General features: G+C 58.9%; 21 protein-coding genes. 9 read left to right on the top strand and 12 right to left on the bottom strand.

Annotated elements, in window-relative coordinates; genetic code table 11:
- Positions 1 to 58 precede the first annotated feature (58 nt).
- From lpxD to rpsB, 11 genes are all read right to left on the bottom strand, one after another.
- Positions 59 to 1114 (bottom strand): UDP-3-O-(3-hydroxymyristoyl)glucosamine N-acyltransferase, encoded by a 1056-nt coding sequence (gene lpxD, locus QMK51_RS22895; RefSeq protein WP_258697358.1) that lies wholly within the window; start codon positions 1112 to 1114, stop codon positions 59 to 61.
- Between the two features lie 3 nt (positions 1115 to 1117).
- On the bottom strand, positions 1118 to 1621 hold the full coding sequence (locus tag QMK51_RS22900; protein WP_007907155.1) for an OmpH family outer membrane protein: 504 nt from the start codon (positions 1619 to 1621) through the stop codon (positions 1118 to 1120).
- A gap of 45 nt (positions 1622 to 1666) precedes the next feature.
- The gene (gene bamA / locus QMK51_RS22905; RefSeq protein ID WP_320392050.1) at positions 1667 to 4057 is read right to left on the bottom strand and encodes an outer membrane protein assembly factor BamA; all 2391 of its coding nucleotides are present in this window, start codon (positions 4055 to 4057) and stop codon (positions 1667 to 1669) included.
- Positions 4058 to 4129: 72 nt separating this feature from the next.
- Positions 4130 to 5482: a sigma E protease regulator RseP gene (gene rseP, locus QMK51_RS22910; RefSeq protein WP_320392051.1), complete on the bottom strand. Its 1353-nt coding sequence runs from the start codon at positions 5480 to 5482 to the stop codon at positions 4130 to 4132.
- A 52-nt stretch (positions 5483 to 5534) separates the two neighbouring features.
- The gene (gene ispC, locus QMK51_RS22915) at positions 5535 to 6725 is read right to left on the bottom strand and encodes a 1-deoxy-D-xylulose-5-phosphate reductoisomerase (RefSeq protein ID WP_320392053.1); all 1191 of its coding nucleotides are present in this window, start codon (positions 6723 to 6725) and stop codon (positions 5535 to 5537) included.
- A complete protein-coding gene (locus QMK51_RS22920; protein ID WP_320392055.1) occupies positions 6722 to 7528 on the bottom strand; it encodes a phosphatidate cytidylyltransferase in 807 nt (268 codons plus the stop codon). Before QMK51_RS22920 ends, ispC begins: the two co-directional genes overlap by 4 nt.
- The gene (uppS, locus tag QMK51_RS22925; protein WP_008015050.1) at positions 7528 to 8283 is read right to left on the bottom strand and encodes a polyprenyl diphosphate synthase; all 756 of its coding nucleotides are present in this window, start codon (positions 8281 to 8283) and stop codon (positions 7528 to 7530) included. The genes QMK51_RS22920 and uppS overlap by 1 nt, the downstream gene beginning before the upstream one ends.
- Before the next feature lie 13 nt (positions 8284 to 8296).
- Complete coding sequence (gene frr / locus QMK51_RS22930; protein WP_258697363.1) at positions 8297 to 8854, bottom strand: ribosome recycling factor; 558 nt, start codon at positions 8852 to 8854, stop codon at positions 8297 to 8299.
- Positions 8851 to 9594 carry a UMP kinase gene (pyrH, locus tag QMK51_RS22935; protein ID WP_003172271.1) on the bottom strand — a complete coding sequence of 248 codons (744 nt, stop codon included), beginning with the start codon at positions 9592 to 9594 and terminating at the stop codon, positions 8851 to 8853. The genes frr and pyrH overlap by 4 nt, the downstream gene beginning before the upstream one ends.
- 210 nt (positions 9595 to 9804) lie before the next feature.
- Entirely contained in the window at positions 9805 to 10668 is an 864-nt protein-coding gene (gene tsf, locus QMK51_RS22940; protein ID WP_320392058.1) for a translation elongation factor Ts, read from the bottom strand.
- 192 nt (positions 10669 to 10860) lie between these two features.
- Positions 10861 to 11598 carry a 30S ribosomal protein S2 gene (gene rpsB, locus QMK51_RS22945; RefSeq protein WP_003219330.1) on the bottom strand — a complete coding sequence of 246 codons (738 nt, stop codon included), beginning with the start codon at positions 11596 to 11598 and terminating at the stop codon, positions 10861 to 10863.
- A gap of 373 nt (positions 11599 to 11971) precedes the next feature.
- On the opposite strand from rpsB, the gene map reads away from it, so the two are divergent.
- From map to QMK51_RS22985, 8 genes are all read left to right on the top strand, one after another.
- The gene (gene map, locus QMK51_RS22950; RefSeq protein ID WP_095631674.1) at positions 11972 to 12754 is read left to right on the top strand and encodes a type I methionyl aminopeptidase; all 783 of its coding nucleotides are present in this window, start codon (positions 11972 to 11974) and stop codon (positions 12752 to 12754) included.
- A 45-nt stretch (positions 12755 to 12799) separates the two neighbouring features.
- Positions 12800 to 15502, top strand: coding sequence for a [protein-PII] uridylyltransferase (locus QMK51_RS22955; RefSeq protein WP_320392062.1), 2703 nt, complete (start codon positions 12800 to 12802; stop codon positions 15500 to 15502).
- Positions 15503 to 15657: 155 nt separating this feature from the next.
- A complete protein-coding gene (dapC, locus tag QMK51_RS22960; RefSeq protein WP_258697366.1) occupies positions 15658 to 16857 on the top strand; it encodes a succinyldiaminopimelate transaminase in 1200 nt (399 codons plus the stop codon).
- A gap of 169 nt (positions 16858 to 17026) precedes the next feature.
- The gene (locus tag QMK51_RS22965) at positions 17027 to 17755 is read left to right on the top strand and encodes a peptidase M12 (RefSeq protein WP_320392064.1); all 729 of its coding nucleotides are present in this window, start codon (positions 17027 to 17029) and stop codon (positions 17753 to 17755) included.
- Between the two features lie 245 nt (positions 17756 to 18000).
- Positions 18001 to 18363: an ArsC family reductase gene (locus tag QMK51_RS22970; RefSeq protein WP_150709965.1), complete on the top strand. Its 363-nt coding sequence runs from the start codon at positions 18001 to 18003 to the stop codon at positions 18361 to 18363.
- Between the two features lie 33 nt (positions 18364 to 18396).
- Positions 18397 to 19431 (top strand): 2,3,4,5-tetrahydropyridine-2,6-dicarboxylate N-succinyltransferase, encoded by a 1035-nt coding sequence (gene dapD / locus QMK51_RS22975; protein WP_258697369.1) that lies wholly within the window; start codon positions 18397 to 18399, stop codon positions 19429 to 19431.
- Positions 19432 to 19553: 122 nt separating this feature from the next.
- Positions 19554 to 20759 carry an aminotransferase class V-fold PLP-dependent enzyme gene (locus tag QMK51_RS22980; protein ID WP_258697370.1) on the top strand — a complete coding sequence of 402 codons (1206 nt, stop codon included), beginning with the start codon at positions 19554 to 19556 and terminating at the stop codon, positions 20757 to 20759.
- A complete protein-coding gene (locus QMK51_RS22985) occupies positions 20756 to 21163 on the top strand; it encodes a SufE family protein (RefSeq protein ID WP_258697371.1) in 408 nt (135 codons plus the stop codon). The genes QMK51_RS22980 and QMK51_RS22985 overlap by 4 nt, the downstream gene beginning before the upstream one ends.
- A gap of 93 nt (positions 21164 to 21256) precedes the next feature.
- Here the strand turns inward: QMK51_RS22985 and tcdA are convergent, their stop codons facing one another.
- Positions 21257 to 22081: a tRNA cyclic N6-threonylcarbamoyladenosine(37) synthase TcdA gene (gene tcdA / locus QMK51_RS22990; protein ID WP_320392069.1), complete on the bottom strand. Its 825-nt coding sequence runs from the start codon at positions 22079 to 22081 to the stop codon at positions 21257 to 21259.
- Between the two features lie 281 nt (positions 22082 to 22362).
- Between tcdA and QMK51_RS22995 the strand changes: the two genes are divergently transcribed.
- Positions 22363 to 24954 carry a glycosyltransferase gene (locus QMK51_RS22995; RefSeq protein WP_258697373.1) on the top strand — a complete coding sequence of 864 codons (2592 nt, stop codon included), beginning with the start codon at positions 22363 to 22365 and terminating at the stop codon, positions 24952 to 24954.
- The last annotated feature ends 63 nt before the right edge of the window (positions 24955 to 25017 follow it).

The raw sequence follows: 25017 nt of genomic DNA on the forward strand, positions 1-25017 counted from the left end.
CCTCTAGCAAATCAAGGAGGCAGTCTAGTGGCTGTGCACACTTGATATGGAAATGGTATCAGCCATCTGATGAAGCATTACCGTCAGGGGTCACGTCCCCTACACGCTTTTCCAGCTGTCGCAGACGTCGCGCGATGTCATCGAGCTGACGGATACGTGCCGCGCTTTTGCGCCATTCGGCTGCCGGTTGCATCGCCGTACCGGAAGAATAAGAGCCCGGCTCGGTAATCGAGTGGGTCACCATGGTCATCCCGGTCAGGAAAACGTTATCGCAAATATCGATATGCCCCACCAGCCCTACGCCACCGGCGAGCATGCAATGCTTGCCGATTTTGGTGCTGCCGGAAATCCCCACACATGCGGCCATGGCAGTGTGGTCACCGACCTGGACGTTGTGGGCGATCTGAATCTGGTTGTCGAGCTTCACTCCATTGCCGATGACGGTATCGGCCAGCGCACCGCGATCGATAGCGGTATTTACACCTATTTCAACGTCGTCACCAATCGAGACGCCGCCGATCTGGGCGATTTTCTGCCAGACACCTTTCTCATTGGCAAAACCGAAGCCTTCACCGCCGAGCACGGCACCGGATTGAATCACGACCCGTTTGCCGACGCGCACGTCGTGATACAGCGTAACGCGCGGGGCCAGCCAGCCGCCCTCGCCGATTTCGCTGCGAGCGCCAATGAAGCAATGAGCCCCAACGGTCACACCAGCACCAATTCGCGCTGCGCTTTCGATCACCGCAAAGGCACCGATGCTCGCTGCCGGATCAACCACCGCATCCGCTGCCACCACGGCTGTCGGATGAATACCGGCAGGTGCCTTGGGCTTGGGATCGAACAAATGGGAAATGCGCGCGTAGGCCAGATACGGATCAGGCACCACCAGGGCATCACCGGCAAAACCTTCAGCGTCGGCGGCCTTCAGCAATACAGCTGCGGCCTGACTGCCAGTCAGGTATTTACGGTATTGGGGGTTTGCCAGAAAGCTCAACTGAGCTGGGCCAGCCTCTTGCAAAGTGGCTAGCCCAGTAATTTCCTTCTTCGGGTCGCCACGTAAGGTGGCGCCGAGGAACTCGGCCAGCTGGCCGAGCTTGATAGTCGCTGTCATGGGTTACTTCAGCTGATTCATGCGCTCGATAACCTGGCGAGTGATGTCGTACTGAGGTTTGACATCAATCACTGCGCCACGCTCGAAGACCAGGTCAAAAGCACCTTTCTTGATGACTTCTTCCACAGCGCTGTCCAGTTTCGGCTTGAGCTGCTTCAGCATTTCACGGTCGGCAACGGCTTTGGCTTCGTTCAGCTCCTTGGACTGGAACTGGAAATCACGGGCCTTTTGCTTGAACTCAAGCTCCAGGCGCTCACGCTCGCCTTGCTGCATTTTGTCGCCACCGGCCATCAGACGGTCCTGGATACCCTTGGCGCTGCTTTCCAGGCTCTTGAGCTTGGTCAGTTGCGGACCGAATTTCTTCTCGGCATCCACGGCATACTTCTTCGCCGCGTCGGATTCCAGCAGCGCCATTTGATAGTTCAGAACGGCGATTTTCATGTCGGCAAAAGCCGGTCCTGCAACCAGTACGGTCGCCAGGAGAACCAATTGAGTCAACTTACGCACGATGCACTCCTACAAAATTCATTGTCGTTATCTTGGGTCAGACGCTTAGAACGTCTGGCCGAGGGAGAATTGGAACACTTGAGTCTCAGCGTTATCCGGCTTCTTGACCGGCATGGCCAACGCGAAGCTCAAAGGACCCAGTGCGGTGACCCAGGTCACGCCGACACCGACGGAACTGGCCATGTTGCTCAGACTGATGTCGTTGCACTGTGTCGAAGAACTCGAACTGGCATTGGCATTCGTCGTCTTGTCGCATTTAGAGTCGAATACGTTACCGACATCCCAGAATACAGAAGTACGCAGGGAACGCTGATCCTTGACGAATGGCAGCGGGAACAGAACTTCAACGCCGCCCTGGATCAACACGTTACCACCGAACGGCAGTGGATCCTGATCCGGGTCAGCCAGTGTGCCGGTGTTCCCCGTCACAGCCGCGCCGCGACTAGGAGTACTGCGAGGCCCCAGAGTACTGTCCTTGAAGCCACGGACCGAGTTGAAACCACCCGCATAGTAGTTCTCATAGAACGGCAAGCCATCGGTCGAACCGTAACCGTCGCCATAACCCAGCTCGGTGTGCAGGCGCATGGTGTAGTTTTCGGTCAACGGCTGGAACAGCTGGCCACGGTAATCGAGCTTGAAGAACGACAGGTCACTGCCAGGCGTCGTGGTTTCCAGGGTCAGACTCTGGGAATGACCGCGGGTCGCCAGTACGCCCTTGTTCAGGGTGGACTCGGACCAACCGGCCGAAGCCTTGAAGTTCAGGTAGCTGTCGCCTTCCTTGTTAACGAAGTCAAAGATCTCGTCAACGGTGTACTGGCCAGTCTTGATCTTGTCCTGTTGCGCAGACAGACCGAAGGTCAGACGCGAAGTCTCGCTGATCGGGTAACCGACGTTCACGCCCGCACCCAAGCTGTCTACGGCATAGCTGGCCACGTCGGCATCGAGCTTGTCGTAGTCGGTGGTGCGGTAGAAAGCGTTGTAACCCAGGCTCACACCGTCAGCAGTCCAATAGGGGTCGACATAACCGAAGTTATAACGGCTCTGGTATTGGCTGCGGGTCAAACCAATACTGACCTTGTTACCGGTACCCAGGAAGTTGTTCTGGGTGATCGAACCACCGAGGATCAGGCCGGCGCTCTGGGCGAAACCGACGCTGGCGGTAATCGAACCGGAGGCCTGTTCTTCAACGCTGTAGTTCACGTCAACCTGGTCATCGACACCGGGTACGGCTGGTGTTTCGACGTTGACTTCCTTGAAGAAGCCCAGGCGTTCCAGGCGCGTCTTGGATTGATCGATCAGGTAGGTCGAAGCCCAGCCGCCTTCCATCTGACGCATTTCACGGCGCAGCACTTCGTCTTCTGACTTGGTGTTGCCACGGAAGTTGATGCGGTTCACATAAGCACGCTTGCCTGGATCGACAGCGAACGTGATATCGACCGTGTGGTCTTCATCGTGAGGCTGAGGCACGCCGTTGACGTTGGCGAAGGTGTAACCCTCGTTACCCAGGCGGCGGGTGATCAGTTCGGAGGTGGTAGTCATCAGCTTGCGCGAGAACACCTGGCCTTTCTGAACCAGCAGCAGGGACTTGACCTGGTCTTCAGGGACTTTCAGGTCACCGCTGAGCTTCACGTCACGAACGGTGTACTTCTCGCCTTCGTTGACGTTGACGGTGATATAGACGTGTTTCTTGTCCGGGGTGATGGACACCTGGGTCGAAGCGATATCCATATTGATATAGCCGCGGTCCAGATAGTAGGAACGCAGACGCTCCAGGTCACCGGAGAGTTTTTCACGGGCGTACTTGTCATCGTTCTTGAAAAACGACAGCCAGTTGCTGGTCTTGAGTTCGAACAGGTCGATCAGGTCTTCATCAGGGAAGACGGTGTTGCCCACCACGTTGATGTGCTGGATCGCCGCAACGGTGCCTTCGTTGATATTGACCTTCAGGGCAACGCGGTTACGCGGCTGTGGCACCACTTCGGTGTCGACGGTAGCCGAGTAGCGGCCCTGAGCGACGTATTGACGCTGCAGCTCGTTACGCACACCTTCGAGGGTGGCGCGCTGGAAGATCTCGCCTTCGGCCAGACCGGATTGCTTGAGGCCCTTCATCAGGTCTTCAGTGGAGATCGCCTTGTTGCCTTCGATCTCGATACTGGCGACCGACGGCCGCTCGACTACCGTGATGACCAGGACGTTGCCTTCACGGCCCAGCTGGATATCTTGAAAGAACCCGGTTTTGAACAGCGCACGAGTGGATTCCACCAGGCGACGATCATCCGCCTGTTCGCCGACGTTCAACGGCAAGGCACCAAAGACACTACCCGCGGAGACCCGCTGGAGGCCATTGACGCGAATATCAGAGATAGTGAAGGACTCGGCGTGAACTTCGGCGATCATCAATACGGTGAGAACCGCAGTTAGCAGCAGACGTTTCATGAAGTCCTTTCTTATTCCAACTGGCAATAAAAACTGCCGCAAAATGCGGCAGATTCGCAATTCAGCGAAGCGTTACAGTCGACCCAGATCATTGACCAGAGCAAGCAACATCACCCCGACCACCAAACTGATACCGATCTGTATCCCCCAACCTTGCACCCGATCCGACAAGGGACGACCACGCGCCCACTCGATCAGATAAAACAACAAATGCCCCCCATCCAGCACAGGAATGGGCAGCAAATTCAGAACCCCCAGGCTAATACTCAGATAAGCAAGGAAATTCAGGAAATCAGCGAAGCCCGACTGGGCAGAAGCGCCCGCCACTTTAGCAATGGTTATCGGTCCACTCAAGTTTTTTACCGAGAGCTCGCCGAACAACATTTTCTTGAGCGAATCGAGGGTCAGTACGCTCATGGTCCAGGTGCGTCGGGCACCCTCCCCAATCGCAGCCACCGGACCGTAACTGACTTCGCGAATCATCTCTGGTGGCCAATCGACCGCTTTCACCCCCGCGCCCAGATAACCACTGGGTGCCTTGCTCTCGCCGCGAGCAGCCAGTGTCACAGGGACATCGATTTGAGCACCATCGCGCTCGACGCGCAGCATGATTTTGGTATCCGGATGCAGGCGGACGATGTCGACCACCTGCTGCCAGTCATCCAGCGCCTTGCCATCGAGGGCCAACAAGCGGTCGCCGGCTTTCAGGCCCGCAGCCTTCGCCGGCCCTTTCGGATCGAACTCGGCCAGGACCGGCGGCAACGCCGGACGCCAAGGCCGAATACCCAGCGAACGAATCGGATCCGGCTCATCAGCGCCCTTGAGCCACTTTTCCAATACCAGCTCACGAGGCGAATCCACCGTGGAGCCCTGTTCGCGGACCAACAATTGAAGGGAACCGCTTTCCCCCAGGCGACGGACCAGCTGCAAATTCACTGCAGCCCAGCCGGAGGTTGGCTCGCCATCGATGGCAACAATTTCCTGACCCGGGCTCAAACCGGCCTTGGCGGCAATACTGCCGGACTCAACCGCGCCGATAACCGGGCGCACCTGCTCGCTGCCGAGCATTGCCAACGCCCAGAAAAACACCATCGCCAATAGAAAGTTGGCGATCGGACCGGCTGCCACGATAGCAATGCGCTGGCGGACGGACTTGCGATTGAAGGCTTGATCGAGCTGATCGGCCGGGACCTCGCCCTCGCGCTCGTCGAGCATTTTCACGTAGCCACCCAGCGGAATGGCGGCGACCACGAACTCAGTGCCCTTGCTGTCGTGCCAGCGCAGCAGCGGCATGCCGAAGCCCACAGAGAAACGCAGCACTTTGACCCCACAGCGACGCGCGACCCAGAAATGGCCGAACTCGTGGAAGGTGACCAGCACGCCCAGCGCTACCAGGGTGCCGACAATCATATAGAGCGCGCTCATCTACTTTCTCCGCAATCCTATCAGTGCTGCATGGGGCGACGTATTGCAGCACTTATCGCCCGTGACGACTCAGCCATTGCCCGGCCAGTACCCGTGCCTTCGCATCGGCCGTAAACACTGCCTCGAGATCATCTACCGCAACCACAGGCTCGAGGTTCAACACTTCCTCGATGATACTCGCGATTTCCAGATAGCGAACCCGTCCGTCGAGAAAGGCCGCCACAGCCACTTCATTCGCCGCATTGAGCATGGCCGGCGCACTGTTGCCGACCTCGGCGGCCTGACGCGCAAGGCGCAGGCAAGGGAAACGCTCTTCATCGGGCGCCTGGAAGTCCAGGCGAGCGATGGCGAACAGGTCCAGGGGTGCAACACCCGAGTCGATCCGCTCTGGCCAGGCCAGGGCATTGGCGATCGGCGTGCGCATGTCCGGATTGCCCAACTGCGCCAGTACCGAACCATCGATGTAGTCGACCAGCGAATGAATCACGCTCTGCGGGTGAATCACCACTTCGACCTGAGAAGGCGTAGCGTCGAACAGCCAGCAGGCTTCGATCAGCTCGAGCCCCTTGTTCATCATGCTGGCCGAATCCACCGAGATCTTGCGCCCCATGGACCAGTTCGGGTGGGCACACGCTTGCTCAGGGGAAACATGCGCCAGTTCGGCCATGGGTGTCTGTCGGAACGGGCCGCCAGAGGCTGTCAGTAAAATCCGGCGTACACCGACCGCACCCAGTCCAAGGGCGAAGTCCTGCGGCATGCACTGGAAAATCGCGTTGTGCTCGCTATCAATCGGCAGCAACACCGAACCGCTTTTACGCACGGCCTGCATAAACAACGCACCGGACATCACCAGTGCTTCTTTATTGGCCAGAAGAATCTTCTTGCCGGCTTCGACCGCCGCCAGAGTCGGACGCAAGCCTGCCGCACCGACGATGGCTGCCATCACCGCATCGACTTCCGGATCGGAGGCGATCTGGCACAACCCTTCCTCCCCCACCAGAACGCGGGTCGACAGACCGGCCGCGCGCAAGTCGTCCTGCAAGCCTCGGGCAGCGCCAGCTTCCGGCACGACCGCGAAGCGCGGTGCATGACGCACACACAGCGCCAGCAAATCACTCAAGCGAGTGAAACCGCTCAAGGCAAAAACCTGATACCGCTCGGGATGACGAGCGATGACGTCGAGGGTGCTCAGACCAATCGAACCGGTCGCCCCCAGCACGGTAATCTGCTGCGGGCGGCTCACGGCGCCGCCATCCACAGCAACACGGCGAACACCGGAATCGCCGCCGTCAGGCTGTCGATGCGGTCCAGCACGCCGCCGTGACCCGGCAGCAGATTACTGCTGTCCTTGATCCCCGACTGGCGCTTGAACATGCTTTCGGTGAGGTCGCCCACCACCGAGATGAACACGATTACTGCAGCACCAAACAGGCCCATCAGCATCTGAGCGAAACTCCAGTCCCGCACAAAACCGACGACTGCCGTGATTACCAGACTCAGCAGCAAACCGCCGTATACGCCTTCCCAGCTCTTGCCAGGGCTGACCTGTGGCGCCAGCTTGCGCTTGCCGAAGGCCCGGCCGGAAAAATACGCACCGATATCGGCGCCCCAGACCAGCACCATCACCGCCATGATCAGCCAGTTGCCCAAGGACGCCTGCTTGATCAGGATCAGACCTTGCCAGGCTGGTAACAGAATCAACAAACCGATCACCAGTTTGCAAGCTGCACTGGCCCAGTGCTCGCTAGACCGTGGATAGGTCAGCACCAGGTACGTGGCCACGCCCCACCAAAGCACCGAAGCGCCCAATACCCAAGGCGCGAGCCCCGGCAGGATGTGCATGACAAACAGCATCAACGCGACCACAGCCGCATAGGCGACACGGATCGACTGGGCAGCGAAACCTGCCAGGCGCGCCCATTCCCACGCACCAAGCGTCACCACCAGCCCGATGAACAGCGCAAAACCGGAGCCTTCGAGCAGGAAAAACCCGCACAGGGCAATCGGCAGCAGGATCAGCGCCGTGATGATTCGTTGTTTAAGCATTAAACCCGGGCTCCAGCCTCGACCTGCTCGCTCGTTTTACCGAAGCGACGCTGGCGAGAAGCGAAATCGGCTAGCGCGTTGCGCATGGCGTCGTGTTTGAAGTCCGGCCAGAACAGGTCGGAGAAGTACAACTCGGCGTAAGCCAGTTGCCACAGCAGGAAGTTACTGATGCGATGCTCACCACCGGTACGGATGCACAAGTCCGGCAACGGCAGATCACCGGTCGCCAGGCAGGTTTGCAAAAGTTCGGGGGTAATGTCTTCCGGACGCAGATGCCCGGCCTGAACTTCGCGCGCAAGACGCTGCGCGGCTTGCGCGATATCCCACTGGCCGCCGTAGTTGGCGGCGATCTGCAGAACAAAGCGGTTGGCGCCGACGGTCATCGCCTCGGCTTCGCGCATGGCGGCCTGAAGCTCCGGGTGAAAACGCGAACGATCGCCAATGATGCGCAAACTGATGTTGTTGTCGTTGAGGCGCTTGGCCTCACGACGCAGAGCCTTGAAGAACAGATCCATCAAGGCGCTGACCTCATCGGCAGGGCGCTGCCAGTTCTCGCTGGAAAAGGCGAACAAGGTGAGTACTTCGACCTTGGCCTCGGCACACACCTCAATCACCGCGCGCACCGCATCCACGCCCGCTTTATGCCCGGCGACACCCGGCATAAAGCGTTTCTTCGCCCAGCGATTATTGCCATCCATGATGATCGCGACATGGCGCGGCACCGCGGACGGCGCAGTCTGCTTGGTCTTATCCATGAAAAAACGACCCTTATACGGCCATCAGGTCTTTTTCTTTCTGCTTCACAGCCACTTCGATGTCTGCAATGAACTTGTCGGTCAGCTTCTGGATATCGTCAGCCGCACGACGCTCTTCGTCTTCACTGATCTCTTTCTCTTTGACCAGATCCTTGTACTGACCCAGCGCATCACGACGGATGTTGCGCACGGCAACACGGGCGTCTTCAGCGGCATCACGAGCTTGCTTGGTGAAGCCCTTGCGGGTTTCTTCGGTCAGGGCCGGCATGCTGATCAGCAGCAGTTCACCGAGGTTGGTCGGATTGAGGTTCAGGCCAGCGCTGCCGATCGCTTTATCCACAGCCCCCAACATGTTGCGCTCAAAGGCAACGACTTGCAGGGTACGAGCATCTTTAACAGTGATGTTGGCCACTTGCTTGATTGGGGTGTCGGAACCGTAATACGGCACCATCACGCCTTCCAGAATGCTTGGGTGCGCCTGGCCGGTACGGATACGACCGAAGTTGTGCGCCAGCGATTCCAGGGATTTCTGCATGCGCTCTTGAGCGTCTTTCTTGATTTCGTTGATCATTGTTGGCCTTCCTCGATCAGGGTCCCTTCAGCGCCGCCATGCACGATGTTCAGCAGGGCGCCGGGCTTGTTCATGTTAAATACGCGCAGCGGCATTTTGTGGTCGCGGCACAGACAAATGGCCGTCAGATCCATTACACCCAGCTTGCGATCCAGCACTTCATCGTAAGTCAGATGATCGAACTTCTCGGCATGCGGGTCTTTGAACGGGTCAGCGGTGTAGACGCCATCGACCTTGGTCGCCTTGAGCACGACATCGGCATCGATCTCGATCGCTCGCAGGCAGGCTGCCGAATCCGTAGTAAAGAACGGATTACCGGTACCGGCGGCGAAAATCACGACTTCCTTGGCGTTCAGGTGGCGCATGGCTTTGCGGCGATCGTAGTGATCGGTCACACCGACCATGGAAATGGCCGACATCACGATGGCCGAGATATTGGCACGTTCCAGCGCATCGCGCATCGCCAGGGCGTTCATCACAGTGGCCAGCATGCCCATGTGGTCGCCAGTAACCCGATCCATGCCCGCCGCACTGAGCGCCGCGCCACGGAACAGGTTGCCGCCACCGATCACCAGACCGACCTGAACACCGATGCCGACCAGTTGGCCAACTTCCAGTGCCATGCGATCCAGAACCTTGGGGTCGATCCCGAACTCTTCCGAGCCCATCAGGGCCTCGCCGCTAAGCTTGAGTAGAATGCGTTTATAGCGAGCCTGATAACCACTGCCCTGCTGAGCCATTGCGAATCTCTCCTGCGGCGTATTTTAAAAATTCTTTGCGAGCCGTTTACAGCTGGCGTTCACTCTAGCTTGGCGCTGCTTCAGCGCCATCGGAACATGGCTTTGTAAGCCAGTTCCAAAAGGAAACCAAATAAAATTGGCAACCCCATCTGAAAAGAGGCTGCGCGCGTAAGCGGGCAGCCTCTTCAGGGCGACAGTTAAAAAACTGTCTTATTGCTTGGCGGCAGCCAGCTGTGCAGCAACTTCTTCGGCGAAGTTGTCAACTGGCTTCTCGATGCCTTCGCCAACCTTGAAGTAGGTGAAGGAAACGATTTCAGCGCCGGCTTTCTTGGCCAGAGCACCTACGGTGACTTCCGGGTTCATGACGAAAGCCTGCTCGACCAGACTGGCTTCAGCCAGGAACTTGGTGATACGACCGGCGATCATCTTCTCGACGATTTCAGCTGGCTTGCCTTTCATCTTGTCTTCGTTCAGAGACAGGAAGACGCCCTTCTCACGCTCGATGGCTTCTGGCGAAACCTGCGATGGCAGCAGGAACTCAGGATTGCTTGCCGCCACGTGCATGGCGATCTCTTTGGCGAGCTGAACATCACCACCCTTGAGAACAACAGCAACACCGATCTTGTTACCGTGCAGGTAGGTGCCGACAACGTCACCCTCTACGCGCGCCAGGCGACGGATGTTGACGTTTTCGCCAACCTTGGCCACCAGGGCTTCACGAGCCGATTCCTGAGCGGCGATCAGCGGAGCTGCGTCGGTCAGTTTTTCAGCGAAGGCTTTGTCTACGCTGGCAGCAACGAAGTTCTTGAAGTCATCTTGCAGAGCCAGGAAGTCGGTCTGCGAGTTGACTTCCAGCAGCACGGCTGATTTGTCGTCGGCCTTGATAGCGATCGCGCCTTCAGCAGCAACGTTGCCTGCTTTTTTGGCGGCCTTGATGGCGCCCGAAGCACGCATGTCATCAATGGCTTTTTCGATGTCGCCGCCAGCCTTGGTCAAGGCCTTTTTGCAATCCATCATGCCTTCGCCAGTACGCTCGCGCAGTTCTTTGACCAACGCTGCAGTAATCTCTGCCATTTTCAAATTCCTCTTGGATAGGTTTTCAACCATTCCACCCGATCGAACGGGCGTTCAATTCTTCCCGAACCACCCTTGTTAGCCGCTGCACGTTACAGATGCTGTAGCTGCGCTGCTCACAAATGGTTTTCGAGGTGGCAAAAAGGGGGCCAAGCCCCCTTTTTGCTTACTGAGTCAACGCCAGGGCGTCAATTACTCAGCTGCTGCTACCGGAGCTTCTTCAACGAACTGCTCGGTGCCGCCAGCAACGTGGTTGCGACCGCGGATTACAGCGTCAGCCATCGAACCCATGTACAACTGGATAGCGCGGATTGCGTCATCGTTGCCTGGGATGATGTAGTCAACGCCTTCCGGGCTGCTGTTGGTATCGACTACGCCGATAACCGGGATGCCCAGCTTGTTGGCTTCGGTGATCGCGATGCGCTCGTGATCAACGTCGATAACGAACAGAGCGTCTGGCAGACCGCCCATGTCCTTGATACCACCCAGGGAACGATCCAGCTTCTCAAGATCGCGAGTGCGCATCAGCGCTTCTTTCTTGGTCAGCTTGGCGAAAGTACCGTCTTCGGCTTGAACTTCAAGGTCACGCAGACGCTTGATGGAAGCACGGATGGTTTTGAAGTTGGTCAGCATGCCGCCCAACCAGCGGTGATCGACGTACGGCGAACCGCAACGTGCTGCTTCTTCAGCAACGATCTTGCCAGCGGAACGCTTGGTGCCGACGAACAGAATCTTGTTTTTGCCCTGGGCCAGACGCTCTACGAAAGTCAGAGCTTCGTTGAACATTGGCAGGGTTTTTTCAAGGTTGATGATGTGAATCTTGTTACGCGCGCCGAAAATGTACTTACCCATTTTCGGATTCCAGTAACGGGTTTGGTGACCGAAGTGCACACCGGCCTTCAGCATATCGCGCATGTTGACTTGGGACATGATAGTTCCTTAATAAGTCGGGTTTGGCCTCCACGTATCCCAATGACCAACCAGCAGCATCAGCTGAAGGCACCCAGGTCATCGTGTCGACACGTGTGTGGATTTAAGCTTTTCAGGGTATCCCCGGAAAGCGGCGCATTTTATATCACAAGACAGGAAAAAACGGAACCCGGATTCTGAAAACCTGGCGAACGCTTTCGGCCCGCCCCTTGGAATCCCCCCAGAATGCGCCATTCTATAGAGAGAAGCGATGCACAGAGGCTCAGATTTGCGCTGATCGTCTGGTAGAATCGCGTTTTTCAGGGCCGCGACGATCGCTCGCGCAGTGCCCATTTCGTTTTAGAAGGCGCCATTGAGCGCAGAGAGAGCCTGTATGACCGTCACCCTCAAAACCCCAGAGGACATCGCAAAAATGCGTATCGCCGGCAAATTGGCCGCCGATGTGCTGGAAATGATTGCCGATTATGTCAAACCGGGCGTCACCACCGAAGAGCTGGACCGCATCTGCCACGACTATATCGTCAACGAGCAGAAAGCCATCCCTGCCCCGCTCAACTACAAGGGCTTCCCGAAGTCGATCTGCACCTCGATCAACCATGTGGTCTGCCACGGCATCCCGAACGAGAAGCCGTTGAAGGATGGCGACACCCTGAACATCGACGTCACCGTGATCAAGGACGGCTACCACGGCGATACCAGCCGCATGTTCCACGTCGGCACCGTGCCGGTCTGGGCCGAGCGTCTGTCCCAGGTGACTCAGGAATGCATGTACAAGGCCATCGAACTGGTCAAACCCGGCTGCCGCCTGGGCGATATCGGTGAAGTGATCCAGAAGCACGCGGAAAAGAACGGCTTCTCGGTGGTTCGCGAGTTCTGCGGCCATGGCATCGGCAAAGTGTTCCACGAAGAGCCGCAGATCCTGCACTACGGCCGCGCCGGCACCGGCATGGAACTGAAAGCCGGCATGACCTTTACCATCGAACCGATGATCAACCAGGGCAAGGCCGACACCAAGGTGCTGGGCGACGGCTGGACCGCCATCACCAAGGACCGCAAGCTGTCGGCGCAGTGGGAACACACCCTGCTGGTGACCGAAACCGGCTACGAGATCTTCACCCTGCGCAGCGACGACACCATCGCGCGCGTTTCGGCCTGATCCCGCCAGTTCCGTTCCCAGCCTTATAGAAAGGAAAGTCAATCGATGCCGCAGGTGGATCCCGAACTCTTCGACCGCGGCCAGTTCCAGGCTGAACTGGCCCTGAAGGCAAGCCCTATCGCTGCTTTCAAGAAGGCGATCCGTCAAGCCCGCGAGGTGCTCGACGAGCGGTTTCGCAGCGGCCGGGACATTCGCCGGCTGATCGAGGATCGTGCCTGGTTCGTCGATAACATCCTGCAAAAGGCCTGGGAACAATTCAACTGGAACTTCGATGCCGACATCGCGCTGGTCGCGGTCGGCGGCTACGGTCGTGGCGAGCTGCACCCCTACTCAGACATCGACCTGTTGATTCTGCTGGACAGCGCCGATCACGAAATTTTTCGTGATTCCATCGAGCGTTTTCTGACGTTGTTGTGGGACATTGGCCTGGAAGTCGGCCAGAGCGTGCGCTCGGTAGACGAATGCGCCGAGGAAGCCCGCGCCGACCTGACGGTGATCACCAACCTGATGGAAAGCCGCACCATTGCCGGCCCCGAGCGCCTGCGCCAGCGCATGCTGGACGTGACCAGCACCGCGCATATGTGGCCCAGTAAGGACTTCTTCCTGGCCAAGCGCGCCGAGCAGAAGGCCCGCCACCACAAGTACAACGACACCGAATACAACCTGGAACCCAACGTCAAGGGCTCCCCCGGCGGCTTGCGGGATATTCAGACGATCCTGTGGGTCGCCCGTCGCGAGTACGGCACCTTGAACCTGCGGGCTCTGGCGGGTGAAGGTTTCCTGGTAGAGAGCGAAAACGCCCTGCTGGCCTCGTCCCAGGAGTTTTTGTGGAAAGTGCGTTACGCCCTGCACATGCTCGCCGGCCGTTCCGAAGACCGCCTGCTGTTCGATCACCAGCGTACGATTGCCGGGCTGCTTGGATTCAACGGCGATGACGCCAAGCACGCCATCGAAAACTTCATGCAACAGTACTACCGGGTGGTGATGAGCATCGCCCAACTCAGCGACCTGATCATCCAGCACTTCGAAGAAGTGATCCTGGCCCCCGAAGACGAAGCACCGCCGCAGCCGATCAACTCGCGGTTCCAGCTGCACGACGGCTACATCGAGGCGCGCAGCGACAACGTTTTCCGCCGCACGCCGTTCGCCATGCTTGAAATATTCGTGCTGATGGCCCAGCAGCCGGAGATCAAGGGCGTGCGCGCCGACACCATCCGTCTGCTGCGCGAGAACCGCCATTTGATCGATGACGACTTCCGCAATGACATCCGCAACACCAGCCTGTTCATCGAGCTGTTCAAGTGCAAGATCGGCATCCACCGCAACCTGCGGCGGATGAACCGTTACGGCATCCTTGGGCGTTATCTGCCGGAGTTCGGCTTCATTGTCGGGCAGATGCAGCACGACCTGTTTCACATCTATACGGTCGACGCCCACACCCTGAATCTGATCAAGCATCTGCGTAAATTGCAGTACACCCAGGTGTCGGAAAAATTCCCGCTGGCCAGCAAGCTCATGGCCAAACTGCCCAAACCCGAGCTGATCTATCTGGCCGGTCTGTATCACGACATCGGCAAGGGTCGGCATGGCGATCACTCGGAAATCGGCGCAGTGGATGCCGAAGCCTTTTGCCAGCGCCACCAGTTGCCGGTCTGGGACAGCCGCCTGATCGTCTGGCTGGTGCAGAACCACCTGATGATGTCGACCACCGCCCAGCGCAAGGACTTGTCCGACCCGCATGTGATCCACGATTTCGCGCAGATCGTCGGCGATGAAACCCGCCTTGATTATCTGTATGTGCTGACCGTTGCCGACATCAACGCGACCAACCCGTCGCTGTGGAATTCCTGGCGCGCGAGTCTGTTGCGCCAGCTTTACACCGAGACCAAGCGCGCCTTGCGTCGCGGCCTGGAAAATCCGGTGGATCGCGAAGAGCAGATCCGTCAGACCCAGAGCGCGGCGCTGGACATCCTGGTACGCGGCGGCACCGACCCGGACGACGTCGAGCAGCTCTGGGCGCAATTGGGCGATGACTACTTCCTGCGCCACACCGCTGGCGACGTGGCCTGGCACACCGAGGCAATCCTGCAGCAACCGGCCGACGGTGGTCCACTGGTGCTGATCAAGGAAACCACCCAGCGCGAGTTCGAGGGCGGCACACAGATTTTCATTTACGCACCGGATCAACACGACTTCTTCGCCGTGACCGTGGCCGCGATGGACCAGCTCAACCTGAACATTCACGACGCCCGGGTCATCACCTCCAGCAGTCAGTTCACCCTCGACACCTATATCGTGCTCGACACCGATGGCGACTCGATCGGCGACAACCCGGCGCGGGTCAAGCAGATCCGTGAAGGTCTGACCGAAGCCCTGCGCAATCCGGACGACTACCCAACGATTATTCAGCGCCGAGTACCGCGCCAACTCAAGCATTTTGCCTTTGCACCACAGGTAACGATCCACAACGACGCCCAGCGTCCGGTGACCGTGCTGGAACTCAGTGCGCCCGACCGTCCTGGCCTGCTGGCGCGAATCGGCACGATCTTCCTCGAGTTCGACCTGTCGTTGCAGAACGCCAAGATCGCCACCTTGGGTGAACGCGTGGAAGACGTGTTCTTCATCACCGACGCGAACAATCAGCCGCTGTCCGACCCGTTGCTGTGCAGCCGCTTGCAGGATGCAATCGTCGAACAGCTGAGCGTCAGCCAGGAACCCGATATCAAACTGTCGCGCATCAACATCTGAACCAACAATTTTCCCTGTGGGAGCGGGCTTGTGTGGCGAGGGAGCTTGCTCCCGCTGGGTCGCGAAGCGGCCCCAAAAGCTTTGCGACTGCTGCGCAGTCGAACGGGAGCAAGCTCCCTCGCCACAAGCCCGCTCCCACATAAATAGAGGCCCCCATGAACAACGCTCTGAACCAGTTGCAGCCCTACCCGTTCGAAAAGCTCCGCGCCTTGCTCGGCAGCGTCACGCCAAATCCGGACAAACGCGCCATCGCGCTGTCCATTGGTGAACCGAAGCACCGCTCGCCAGGCTTTGTCGCCGAAGCCCTGGCAAGCAATCTGGATCAGATGGCCGTGTACCCGACCACCCTCGGCATCCCGGCCTTGCGCGAAGCTATCGCCGCCTGGTGCGAACGCCGTTTCAGCGTTCCTGCCGGCTGGCTCGACCCGGCGCGTAACGTGCTGCCGGTCAACGGCACCCGCGAAGCGCTGTTCGCCTTCACCCAGACCGTGGTCAACCGTGGGGACGATGCGCTGGTGGTCAGCCCGAACCCGTTCTATCAGATCTACGAAGGCGCGGCGTTCCTGGCCGGAGCCAAGCCACATTACCTGCCATGCCTGGACGAAAACGGCTTCAACCCGGATTTCGACGCCGTTTCGCCAGACATCTGGAAGCGCTGCCAGATCCTGTTCCTGTGCTCGCCGGGCAACCCGACCGGCGCGCTGATCCCGGTTGAAACCCTGAAAAAACTGATCGCCCTGGCCGACGAATACGACTTCGTGATCGCCGCCGACGAGTGCTACAGCGAACTGTACTTCGACGAACAGACCCCGCCGCCGGGCCTGCTCAGCGCCTGCGTGGAACTTGGCCGCAAGGATTTCAAACGCTGCGTGGTATTCCACAGCCTGTCCAAGCGCTCCAACCTGCCGGGCCTGCGCTCGGGGTTTGTCGCCGGTGATGCCGACATCCTCAAGGGCTTCCTGCTGTATCGCACTTACCACGGTTGCGCGATGCCAGTGCAGACGCAATTGGCCAGCGCTGCCGCGTGGAACGACGAAGTGCATGTGCGCGCCAACCGTGCGCTGTATCGCGAGAAATACGATGCGGTACTGGAAATCCTCAGCCCGGTGATGGATGTGCAGCGCCCGGATGGCGGTTTCTACCTGTGGCCGAACGTACAAGGCGACGACGCGACATTCTGCCGGGATCTGTTTGCCGAAGAGCATGTGACCGTGGTGCCGGGTTCCTACCTCTCCCGCGAAGTGGATGGTGTCAACCCGGGCGCCGGACGCGTGCGCATGGCGCTGGTCGCGCCGCTAGCGGAGTGCGTGGAAGCGGCTGAACGGATTCGCGCTTTCATTACTCGCCACAAGTAACCCGTGTATGCCCGTGCCAGGCAATCTGGCGCGGGCACTTTTCATATCAAGTTACAGTTCATATAACTTTATACCTCACCTGCCTGCTGACCGGACATTAGCCTTGTTGCAGCGCACCTTGCTGCGCCTGAATAACTCTTTACTCTGAACTTCACGGAAGAAGTCAACGATGAACGACCTTCAACACTGCAAGCTTATACAGTGGCCGGACGATCAAGCGGCTTATGACGCTGCCATTAACGAGAACCCTGCCAATGCCGGTTTCACCGGTACAACTCGCCGCAAACGCTCGGTGGTCAACTACTCGAAACTGTGGGCCAACGGTCGCACGTTGAAAATCGCCTTCATGGACAGTCCTGAGGCCGACCATAAGCGGAAGATCATCGGCGCAGCCAGCCAGTGGTTGCCATACATCAACCTGAGCTTTGATTTTGTCGATGGCTTGCAAGGCGACATTCGGATCGCCACCAAGAACAACGACAACAGCTCAATGCTGGGCACCGATGCGCTATTGATTCACCCCGACTGGCCCACCATGAACCTGGGCGTCAAACCCGACCATGAAGACTTCGAGGTGATTGTGACTCACGAATTCGGCCATGCACTGGGGGCGATGCATGAACACCAGCATCCACAGGCAAACATCCCTTGGGACAAGCCGAAAGTGTATGAGTTTTACCAGAACCGCGAGATGAACCCGCTCACTCGGGAGGAAGTGGACAGAAACCTGTTCGCGCCATTCAACACGGTGGATGCGATTTATACCTCCTACGACAGAAGATCCATCATGCACCACCCGGTGGCGAATACGTTGACGCTGGGCGACTGGGAAGTCTCGATCAACCGCAAGATCAGTAAAAAAGACAAGCGTTTGATGAAACTACTCTACCCAAAATAAACCAATCGACTCCCTCACCCTTATCGAGCTTCATTAACAGTGTCCGCACGGCGCAATGCTCTGCGGGCAGCATTGAAGTGCCATATTAGCCCCTTAGACTGCTGGCTGACCGTCGCACCCATGTCGCACGGAACATCTGATGGCCAAGTCAAAAAGACAAACCCGACCACAGCCGACGCGAAACCGTCCGGTCATGGCATAATCCTTCACCTTTTATTTCCAGCACCTGCAAAGGGGGCAATTCCTTGACCGTTTCAAGCAAAACGTTGCACCTTTTCGGCATCAAAGCCTGCGACACCATGAAAAAGGCGCGCACCTGGCTCGATGAACACGCTGTCGGCTATGACTTCCATGATTACAAAACGGCCGGAATCGACCGTGAACACCTGACTCAGTGGTGCGACGAGCACGGCTGGCAAGTGGTGTTGAACCGTGCAGGCACGACCTTTCGCAAGCTCGACGACGAACGCAAAGCCGATCTCGACCAGCCGAAAGCCATCGAACTGATGCTCGCACAACCTTCGATGATCAAGCGCCCGGTGCTCGATCTCGGTGACCGAACCCTGATTGGCTTCAAGCCAGATATCTACGCGGCAGCGCTCAAGTGAGGCCGCCCGTTCCATTTTGTTAGAGGTATCAACATGTCCACTACTCTGTTCAGCCTGGCCTTTGGTGTCGGCACTCAAAACCGTCAAGGCGCATGGCTGGAAGTGTTTTACGCGCAGCCACTGCTCAACCCGTCGGCCGAACTGGTCGCTGCCATTGCGCCGGTTCTGGGCTACACCGAAGGCAATCAGGCCATCGCGTTCAGCACCGCTCAGGCTTCGCAACTGGCTGAAGCCCTGAAAAGCGTCGACGCTGCACAAGCGGCACTGCTGACCCGTCTGGCCGAGAGCCACAAGCCGCTGGTCGCCACACTGCTGGCCGAAGACGCGCAACTGACCTCCACGCCTGAGGCTTACCTCAAGCTGCACCTGCTGTCCCACCGCCTGGTCAAGCCGCACGGTCTGAACCTGGCCGGGATCTTCCCGTTGCTGCCGAACGTGGCCTGGACCAGCCAGGGCGCGATCGATCTGGCCGAACTGGCCGAACATCAACTGGAAGCCCGTCTGCGCGGCGAGTTGCTGGAAGTGTTCTCGGTGGACAAGTTCCCGAAAATGACCGACTACGTGGTTCCGGCCGGCGTGCGTATCGCTGACGCGGCCCGTATTCGTCTGGGGGCTTACGTGGGTGAAGGCACCACCGTGATGCACGAAGGTTTCGTCAACTTCAACGCCGGCACCGAAGGCCCGGGCATGATCGAAGGCCGTGTGTCGGCAGGCGTGTTCGTCGGCAAGGGCTCGGACCTGGGCGGCGGCTGCTCGACCATGGGCACCCTGTCGGGTGGCGGCAACATCGTGATCAAGGTCGGCGAAGGCTGCCTGATCGGCGCCAACGCCGGTATCGGTATTCCATTGGGCGACCGCAACACCGTTGAGTCGGGCCTGTACGTGACGGCCGGCACCAAGGTTGCGCTGCTGGACGAGCACAACAAACTGGTCAAAGTGGTTAAAGCCCGTGAACTGGCCGGTCAGCCTGACCTGCTGTTCCGCCGCAATTCGGAGACCGGTGCCGTGGAGTGCAAAACCCACAAATCGGCCATCGAACTGAACGAAGCGCTGCACGCTCACAACTAAGCGTCGCATGATCACCTGTGGGAGCGGGCTTGCTCGCGAAGAGGCCCTTGAGGCCGCCAAAAGCTTCGCGGGCAAGCCCGGCTCCCACTGGGTTCGGCGTACCCCCACCAGGGCCCGATAGCATGATGATTCCCTCTCCCTGGCGCGCCGATTTTCCGGCCATCGCCGCATTGCAACGGCAAGACCAGACCTATCTGGACAACGCCGCCACCACGCAAAAACCTCAAGCCCTGCTGGATGCCCTGGCGCATTACTATGCCAACGGCGCGGCCAACGTGCATCGGGCGCAACACTTGCCCGGCGCCCATGCCACCCAGGCATTCGAGGACAGCCGCAGCAAAGTTGCTCAATGGCTCAATACCGGCGATTGCGGGCAGATTATCTTTACCCACGGCGCGACATCCGCGCTGAACCTCCTGGCCTATGGTCTGGAACACCTGTTCAATCCGGGCGATGAAATTGTCATCAGCGCGCTGGAGCATCACGCCAACCTGTTACCGTGGCAGCAACTGGCCCACCGTCGCGACTTGAAACTGGTGATTCTGCCGCTGAATGTCGACGGTTTGATTGACCTTGATGCCGCCGCGCAGTTGATCGGTCCGCGAACCCGTTTGCTGGCGGTCAGTCAGCTGTCCAACGTGCTTGGCGCCTGGCAACCGTTGCCCGCGCTGCTGGCGCTGGCCAAAGCGCACAACGCGCTGACCGTGGTCGACGGCGCTCAAGGCGTGGTCCATGGTCGGCACGACGTGCAGGCGCTGGGTTGTGACTTCTATGTATTTTCCAGCCACAAGCTCTACGGGCCCGATGGCCTGGGCGTGCTGTTCGGGCGTAACGAAGCGCTGCGGCAACTGCGCCCCTGGCAGTTCGGCGGCGAAATGGTGCTGGATGCCAACTACCACGACGCACGCTTTCGTCCAGCGCCGCTGGGGTTCGAGGCCGGTACGCCGCCGATCGCCAGTGTGATCGGTCTGGGCGCGACCCTGGACTACCTCGCAGGGCTGGATCAGGACGCCGTGTCCGCCCACGAAGCGGCGCTGCATGACTATTTGCTCAAAGGCCTTGAAGCGCGCAACGGCATTCGCCTGCTGGGCAAACCGCAACTGGCGCTGGCCTGTTTTGTCGTCGAAGGTGTGCATAACGCTGATCTGGCGCATTTGCTGACCGAACAGGGAATCGCCGTGCGCGCCGGTCATCATTGCGCCATGCCGTTGCTTAAAAGCTTTGAACTGGCCGGAGCGATTCGGGTGTCGCTGGCGTTGTACAACGACTCCGAAGACCTGGAGCGCTTCTTTGAAGCACTGGATCAGGCGCTGGAGTTGTTGCGATGACCTTGCCCGCCGATGCCGTCACGGCGCTGGACACATTTCAGAAAGCTGCGAGCTGGGAACAGCGGGCTCGGTTGCTGATGCAATGGGGCGAGCGTCTGCCTGCATTGAGCGATGTGGATAAAGTCGAGGCCAACCGGGTGCATGGCTGTGAAAGCCAGGTGTGGCTGGTCGGTGCGTTGCAGGATGGGCATTGGCAATTCAGCGCCAGCAGCGATGCGCGCTTGATTCGCGGGTTGGTGGCGTTGTTGCTGGCGCGGGTTAACGGGTTGTCAGCGGTTGAGTTGCAGCAGGTGGATTTGCCGGAGTGGTTCAATCAGCTTGGACTGAGCCGGCAGCTTTCCCCGTCGCGCAGTAATGGCCTCAATGCCGTGCTCCAACGGATGCGGAGCCTGAGCGACATGTAGGCGCTGCCGAAGGCTGCGATCTTTTGATCTTTGGCGTCAGTGTTCACGCTAAGAAATCAAAAGATCGCAGCCTTCGGCAGCTCCTACGCGGGTTTATGCTTCAGCTTGGGTTTTAACCCGATCCGCCGGCCGTCGAACGCCTGCCACAATCTTATCCACAGCCTTGGTCGCCGCGACCATCCCGAACGTCGCCGTCACCATCATCACCGCGCCAAAGCCCCCGGCGCAGTCGAGCTTCACGCCATCACCGACAAAGCTCTTCTGCAGGCAAATGCTGCCATCGGGTTTCGGGTAGCGCAGTTGCTCGGTGGAAAACACACACGGCACACTGTAGTGACGGGTCACGGTACGGGAGAAGCCGTAGTCGCGGCGCAGCGTGGAACGCACTTTCGACGCCAGCGGGTCGTTGAACGTACGGTTCAGATCACAGACCTGAATCAGCGTCGGATCAATCTGCCCGCCCGCGCCGCCGGTGGTGATGATCTGGATCTTGCGCCGCTTGCACCAGGCGATCAGCGCCGCCTTGGCGTTGACGCTGTCAATGCAGTCGATCACGCAATCGATGTTCGGTGTGATGTACTCGGCCATGGTTTCGCGAGTGACGAAGTCCGCCACCGCGTGCACCGTGCAGTCCGGGTTGATCCCACGCAGGCGCTCAGCCATCACCTCGACCTTGGGTTTGCCGACGGTGCTGTCCAGCGCATGCAGCTGGCGATTGGCGTTGCTGACGCAGACGTCGTCCAGGTCGAACAGCGAAATCTCGCCCACACCACACCGGGCAACGGCTTCCGCCGCCCAGGAACCGACGCCACCGACGCCAACGATCGCCACATGGGCTGCGCGCAAGCGCTCCAGGCCGTCGATGCCATACAAACGGGCGATGCCAGCAAACCGCGGATCTTCTGTACTCATGACCATTACCCTAAAAACCGGCGCGCATTATAGGGCCGTCGGCGGTCAAGAGCACCTTTGGGCTGTGGACGGCAGTCTTGACGGCTTCAATTGACTACAAATTTATTGGAATTGAGCTACAGCGTCCCGGTCGAAGAACTTAAGTCGACCTGGATTGCCCAATGTCGGGCGTTTCCCTGTTCGCTGTACGGTCAGAGAACCTCCAGTGTAGGATGCGCGCCCCTGCCACCTGGCAGCCGGCCGCCAACCGTTCCTTCGTTCCACAGCCTTTGGAACCCGAAAAAGCTATGTCATCGCGTAAATTTGGACTCAACCTGGTCGTGGTGCTCGCCATCGCTGCCTTGTTTACCGGCTTCTGGGCGCTGGTCAATCGCCCGGTCACCGCCCCCAACTGGCCTGAACAGATCTCCGGCTTTTCGTACTCGCCGTTCCAGCAAGGCCAGTACCCACAGAAAGAGCAGTATCCGACCGACGATGAAATGCGTCGTGACCTGGAGATCATGAGCAAGCTGACGGACAACATCCGTACCTACTCAGTCGACGGCACGTTGCAAGACATCCCGAAACTGGCCGAAGAGTTCGGCCTGCGGGTCACCCTGGGGATCTGGATCAGCCCGGACCAGGAACGCAATGAGCGCGAGATTCTGCGCGCCATCGAACTGGCCAACACTTCCCGCAGCGTGGTTCGCGTGGTTGTAGGTAACGAGGCGATCTTCCGTAAGGAAATCACCGCCAAGGACCTGAGCGTGATCCTTGATCGTGTCCGTGCCGCCGTTAAAGTGCCGGTGACCACGTCCGAGCAGTGGCACGTCTGGGAAGAGCACCCTGAACTGGCCAAGCACGTCGACCTGATCGCTGCTCACGTTCTGCCCTACTGGGAGTTCATTCCGGTGGACAAGGCTGGTCAGTTCGTTCTCGACCGCGCCCGTGACCTGAAAAAAATGTTCCCGAAAAAGCCGCTGCTGCTCTCCGAGGTCGGCTGGCCGAGCAACGGCCGCATGCGCGGTGGCGCCGATGCGTCGCCGGCGGACCAGGCGATTTACCTGCGTACCCTGGTCAACAAGCTCAATCGCCAGGGCTTCAACTACTTCGTGATCGAAGCCTTTGACCAACCGTGGAAGGCCAGTGACGAAGGTTCGGTGGGCGCTTACTGGGGCGTTTTCAACGCCGCGCGCCAGCAGAAATTCAACTTTGAAGGCCCGGTCGTCGCGATCCCGCAATGGCGGGTGTTGGCTATCGGTTCGGTAGTGTTGGCTCTGCTGTCCCTGACCCTGCTGATGATCGACGGCTCGGCCTTGCGCCAACGTGGCCGCACCTTCCTGACCTTTATCGCGTTCCTGTGCGGTTCGGTGTTGGTATGGATCGGTTACGACTACAGCCAGCAATACAGCACCTGGTTCAGCCTGACGGTGGGTTTCTTGCTCGCCCTCGGTGCACTCGGGGTGTTTATCGTGCTGTTGACCGAGGCCCATGAATTGGCCGAAGCGGTCTGGACTCACAAGCGTCGACGTGAATTTCTGCCGGTGGTCGGCGATTCGGACTACCGACCGAAAGTGTCGATTCACGTACCTTGCTACAACGAGCCGCCGGAGATGGTCAAACAGACCCTCAACGCCCTGGCCAACCTCGACTATCCGGACTTCGAAGTCCTGATCATCGACAACAACACCAAGGACCCGGCGGTCTGGGAACCCGTGCGCGATTATTGCGAAACCCTCGGCCCGCGCTTCAAGTTCTTCCACGTGGCGCCATTGGCCGGTTTCAAGGGCGGGGCGCTGAATTACCTGATTCCGCACACCGCCAAAGATGCCGAAGTGATTGCGGTGATCGACTCGGACTACTGCGTGCACCCGAACTGGCTCAAGCACATGGTGCCGCACTTCGCCGACCCGAAAATCGCCGTGGTGCAGTCACCGCAGGATTATCGCGACCAGAACGAAAGCACCTTCAAGAAGCTCTGCTACGCAGAATACAAAGGCTTCTTCCACATCGGCATGGTCACCCGCAACGACCGTGACGCGATCATCCAGCACGGCACCATGACCATGACCCGGCGCTCGGTGCTCGAGGAACTGGGCTGGGCCGACTGGTGCATCTGTGAAGACGCCGAGCTGGGCCTGCGGGTGTTCGAAAAAGGCTTGTCGGCGGCGTATTACCACGACAGCTACGGCAAAGGCCTGATGCCCGATACCTTTATCGACTTCAAGAAACAGCGTTTCCGCTGGGCCTATGGCGCGATTCAGATCATCAAGCGTCACACCGCCAGCCTGCTACGCGGCAAAGACACCGAGCTGACCCGTGGCCAACGCTACCACTTCCTCGCGGGCTGGCTGCCGTGGGTGGCGGACGGCATGAACATCTTCTTCACCGTCGGCGCGCTGTTGTGGTCGGCGGCGATGATCATCGTGCCGCAACGGGTCGATCCACCGCTGCTGATTTTCGCGATCCCGCCGTTGGCGCTGTTCGTGTTCAAGGTCGGCAAGATCATCTTCCTGTACCGCCGTGCAGTCGGCGTCAACCTGAAGGATGCGTTCTGCGCGGCATTGGCCGGGCTGGCGTTGTCGCACACCATCGCCAAAGCGGTGCTGTATGGCTTCTTCACCAGCAGCATTCCGTTCTTCCGTACGCCGAAAAATGCCGATAACCACGGCTTCTGGGTGGCCATCTCGGAAGCACGCGAAGAGGTGTTCATCATGCTGCTGTTGTGGGGCGCAGCGCTGGGGATCTTCCTGGTGCAGGGCTTGCCGAGCAACGACATGCGCTTCTGGGTGACCATGTTGCTGGTGCAGTCGCTGCCGTACCTGGCCGCGCTGATCATGGCGTTCCTGTCGTCGCTGCCCAAACCTTCGACCGAAGCCGCGCCACTGCCGGCCGTCTAAATCAACACAGATGCACTAAACGGCGGCCAATGGCCGCCGTTTTGCTTTAAGATAACCGCCATT

It is taken from the genome of Pseudomonas sp. P9_31 (assembly GCF_034008235.1).
Taxonomy (GTDB): domain Bacteria; phylum Pseudomonadota; class Gammaproteobacteria; order Pseudomonadales; family Pseudomonadaceae; genus Aquipseudomonas.

Coding starts and splice junctions, on each gene's coding strand:
- tsf (WP_320392058.1), bottom strand. CDS start 10,668: ATGGCAGAGATTACTGCAGCGTTGGTCAAAGAACTGCGCGAGCGTACT.
- frr (WP_258697363.1), bottom strand. CDS start 8,854: ATGATCAACGAAATCAAGAAAGACGCTCAAGAGCGCATGCAGAAATCC.
- lpxD (WP_258697358.1), bottom strand. CDS start 1,114: ATGACAGCGACTATCAAGCTCGGCCAGCTGGCCGAGTTCCTCGGCGCC.
- dapC (WP_258697366.1), top strand. CDS start 15,658: ATGAACAACGCTCTGAACCAGTTGCAGCCCTACCCGTTCGAAAAGCTC.
- QMK51_RS22980 (WP_258697370.1), top strand. CDS start 19,554: ATGATGATTCCCTCTCCCTGGCGCGCCGATTTTCCGGCCATCGCCGCA.
- rpsB (WP_003219330.1), bottom strand. CDS start 11,598: ATGTCCCAAGTCAACATGCGCGATATGCTGAAGGCCGGTGTGCACTTC.
- QMK51_RS22965 (WP_320392064.1), top strand. CDS start 17,027: ATGAACGACCTTCAACACTGCAAGCTTATACAGTGGCCGGACGATCAA.
- map (WP_095631674.1), top strand. CDS start 11,972: ATGACCGTCACCCTCAAAACCCCAGAGGACATCGCAAAAATGCGTATC.
- QMK51_RS22955 (WP_320392062.1), top strand. CDS start 12,800: ATGCCGCAGGTGGATCCCGAACTCTTCGACCGCGGCCAGTTCCAGGCT.
- QMK51_RS22995 (WP_258697373.1), top strand. CDS start 22,363: ATGTCATCGCGTAAATTTGGACTCAACCTGGTCGTGGTGCTCGCCATC.
- QMK51_RS22920 (WP_320392055.1), bottom strand. CDS start 7,528: ATGCTTAAACAACGAATCATCACGGCGCTGATCCTGCTGCCGATTGCC.
- dapD (WP_258697369.1), top strand. CDS start 18,397: ATGTCCACTACTCTGTTCAGCCTGGCCTTTGGTGTCGGCACTCAAAAC.
- pyrH (WP_003172271.1), bottom strand. CDS start 9,594: ATGGCTCAGCAGGGCAGTGGTTATCAGGCTCGCTATAAACGCATTCTA.
- tcdA (WP_320392069.1), bottom strand. CDS start 22,081: ATGGTCATGAGTACAGAAGATCCGCGGTTTGCTGGCATCGCCCGTTTG.
- uppS (WP_008015050.1), bottom strand. CDS start 8,283: ATGGATAAGACCAAGCAGACTGCGCCGTCCGCGGTGCCGCGCCATGTC.
- bamA (WP_320392050.1), bottom strand. CDS start 4,057: ATGAAACGTCTGCTGCTAACTGCGGTTCTCACCGTATTGATGATCGCC.
- rseP (WP_320392051.1), bottom strand. CDS start 5,482: ATGAGCGCGCTCTATATGATTGTCGGCACCCTGGTAGCGCTGGGCGTG.
- QMK51_RS22985 (WP_258697371.1), top strand. CDS start 20,756: ATGACCTTGCCCGCCGATGCCGTCACGGCGCTGGACACATTTCAGAAA.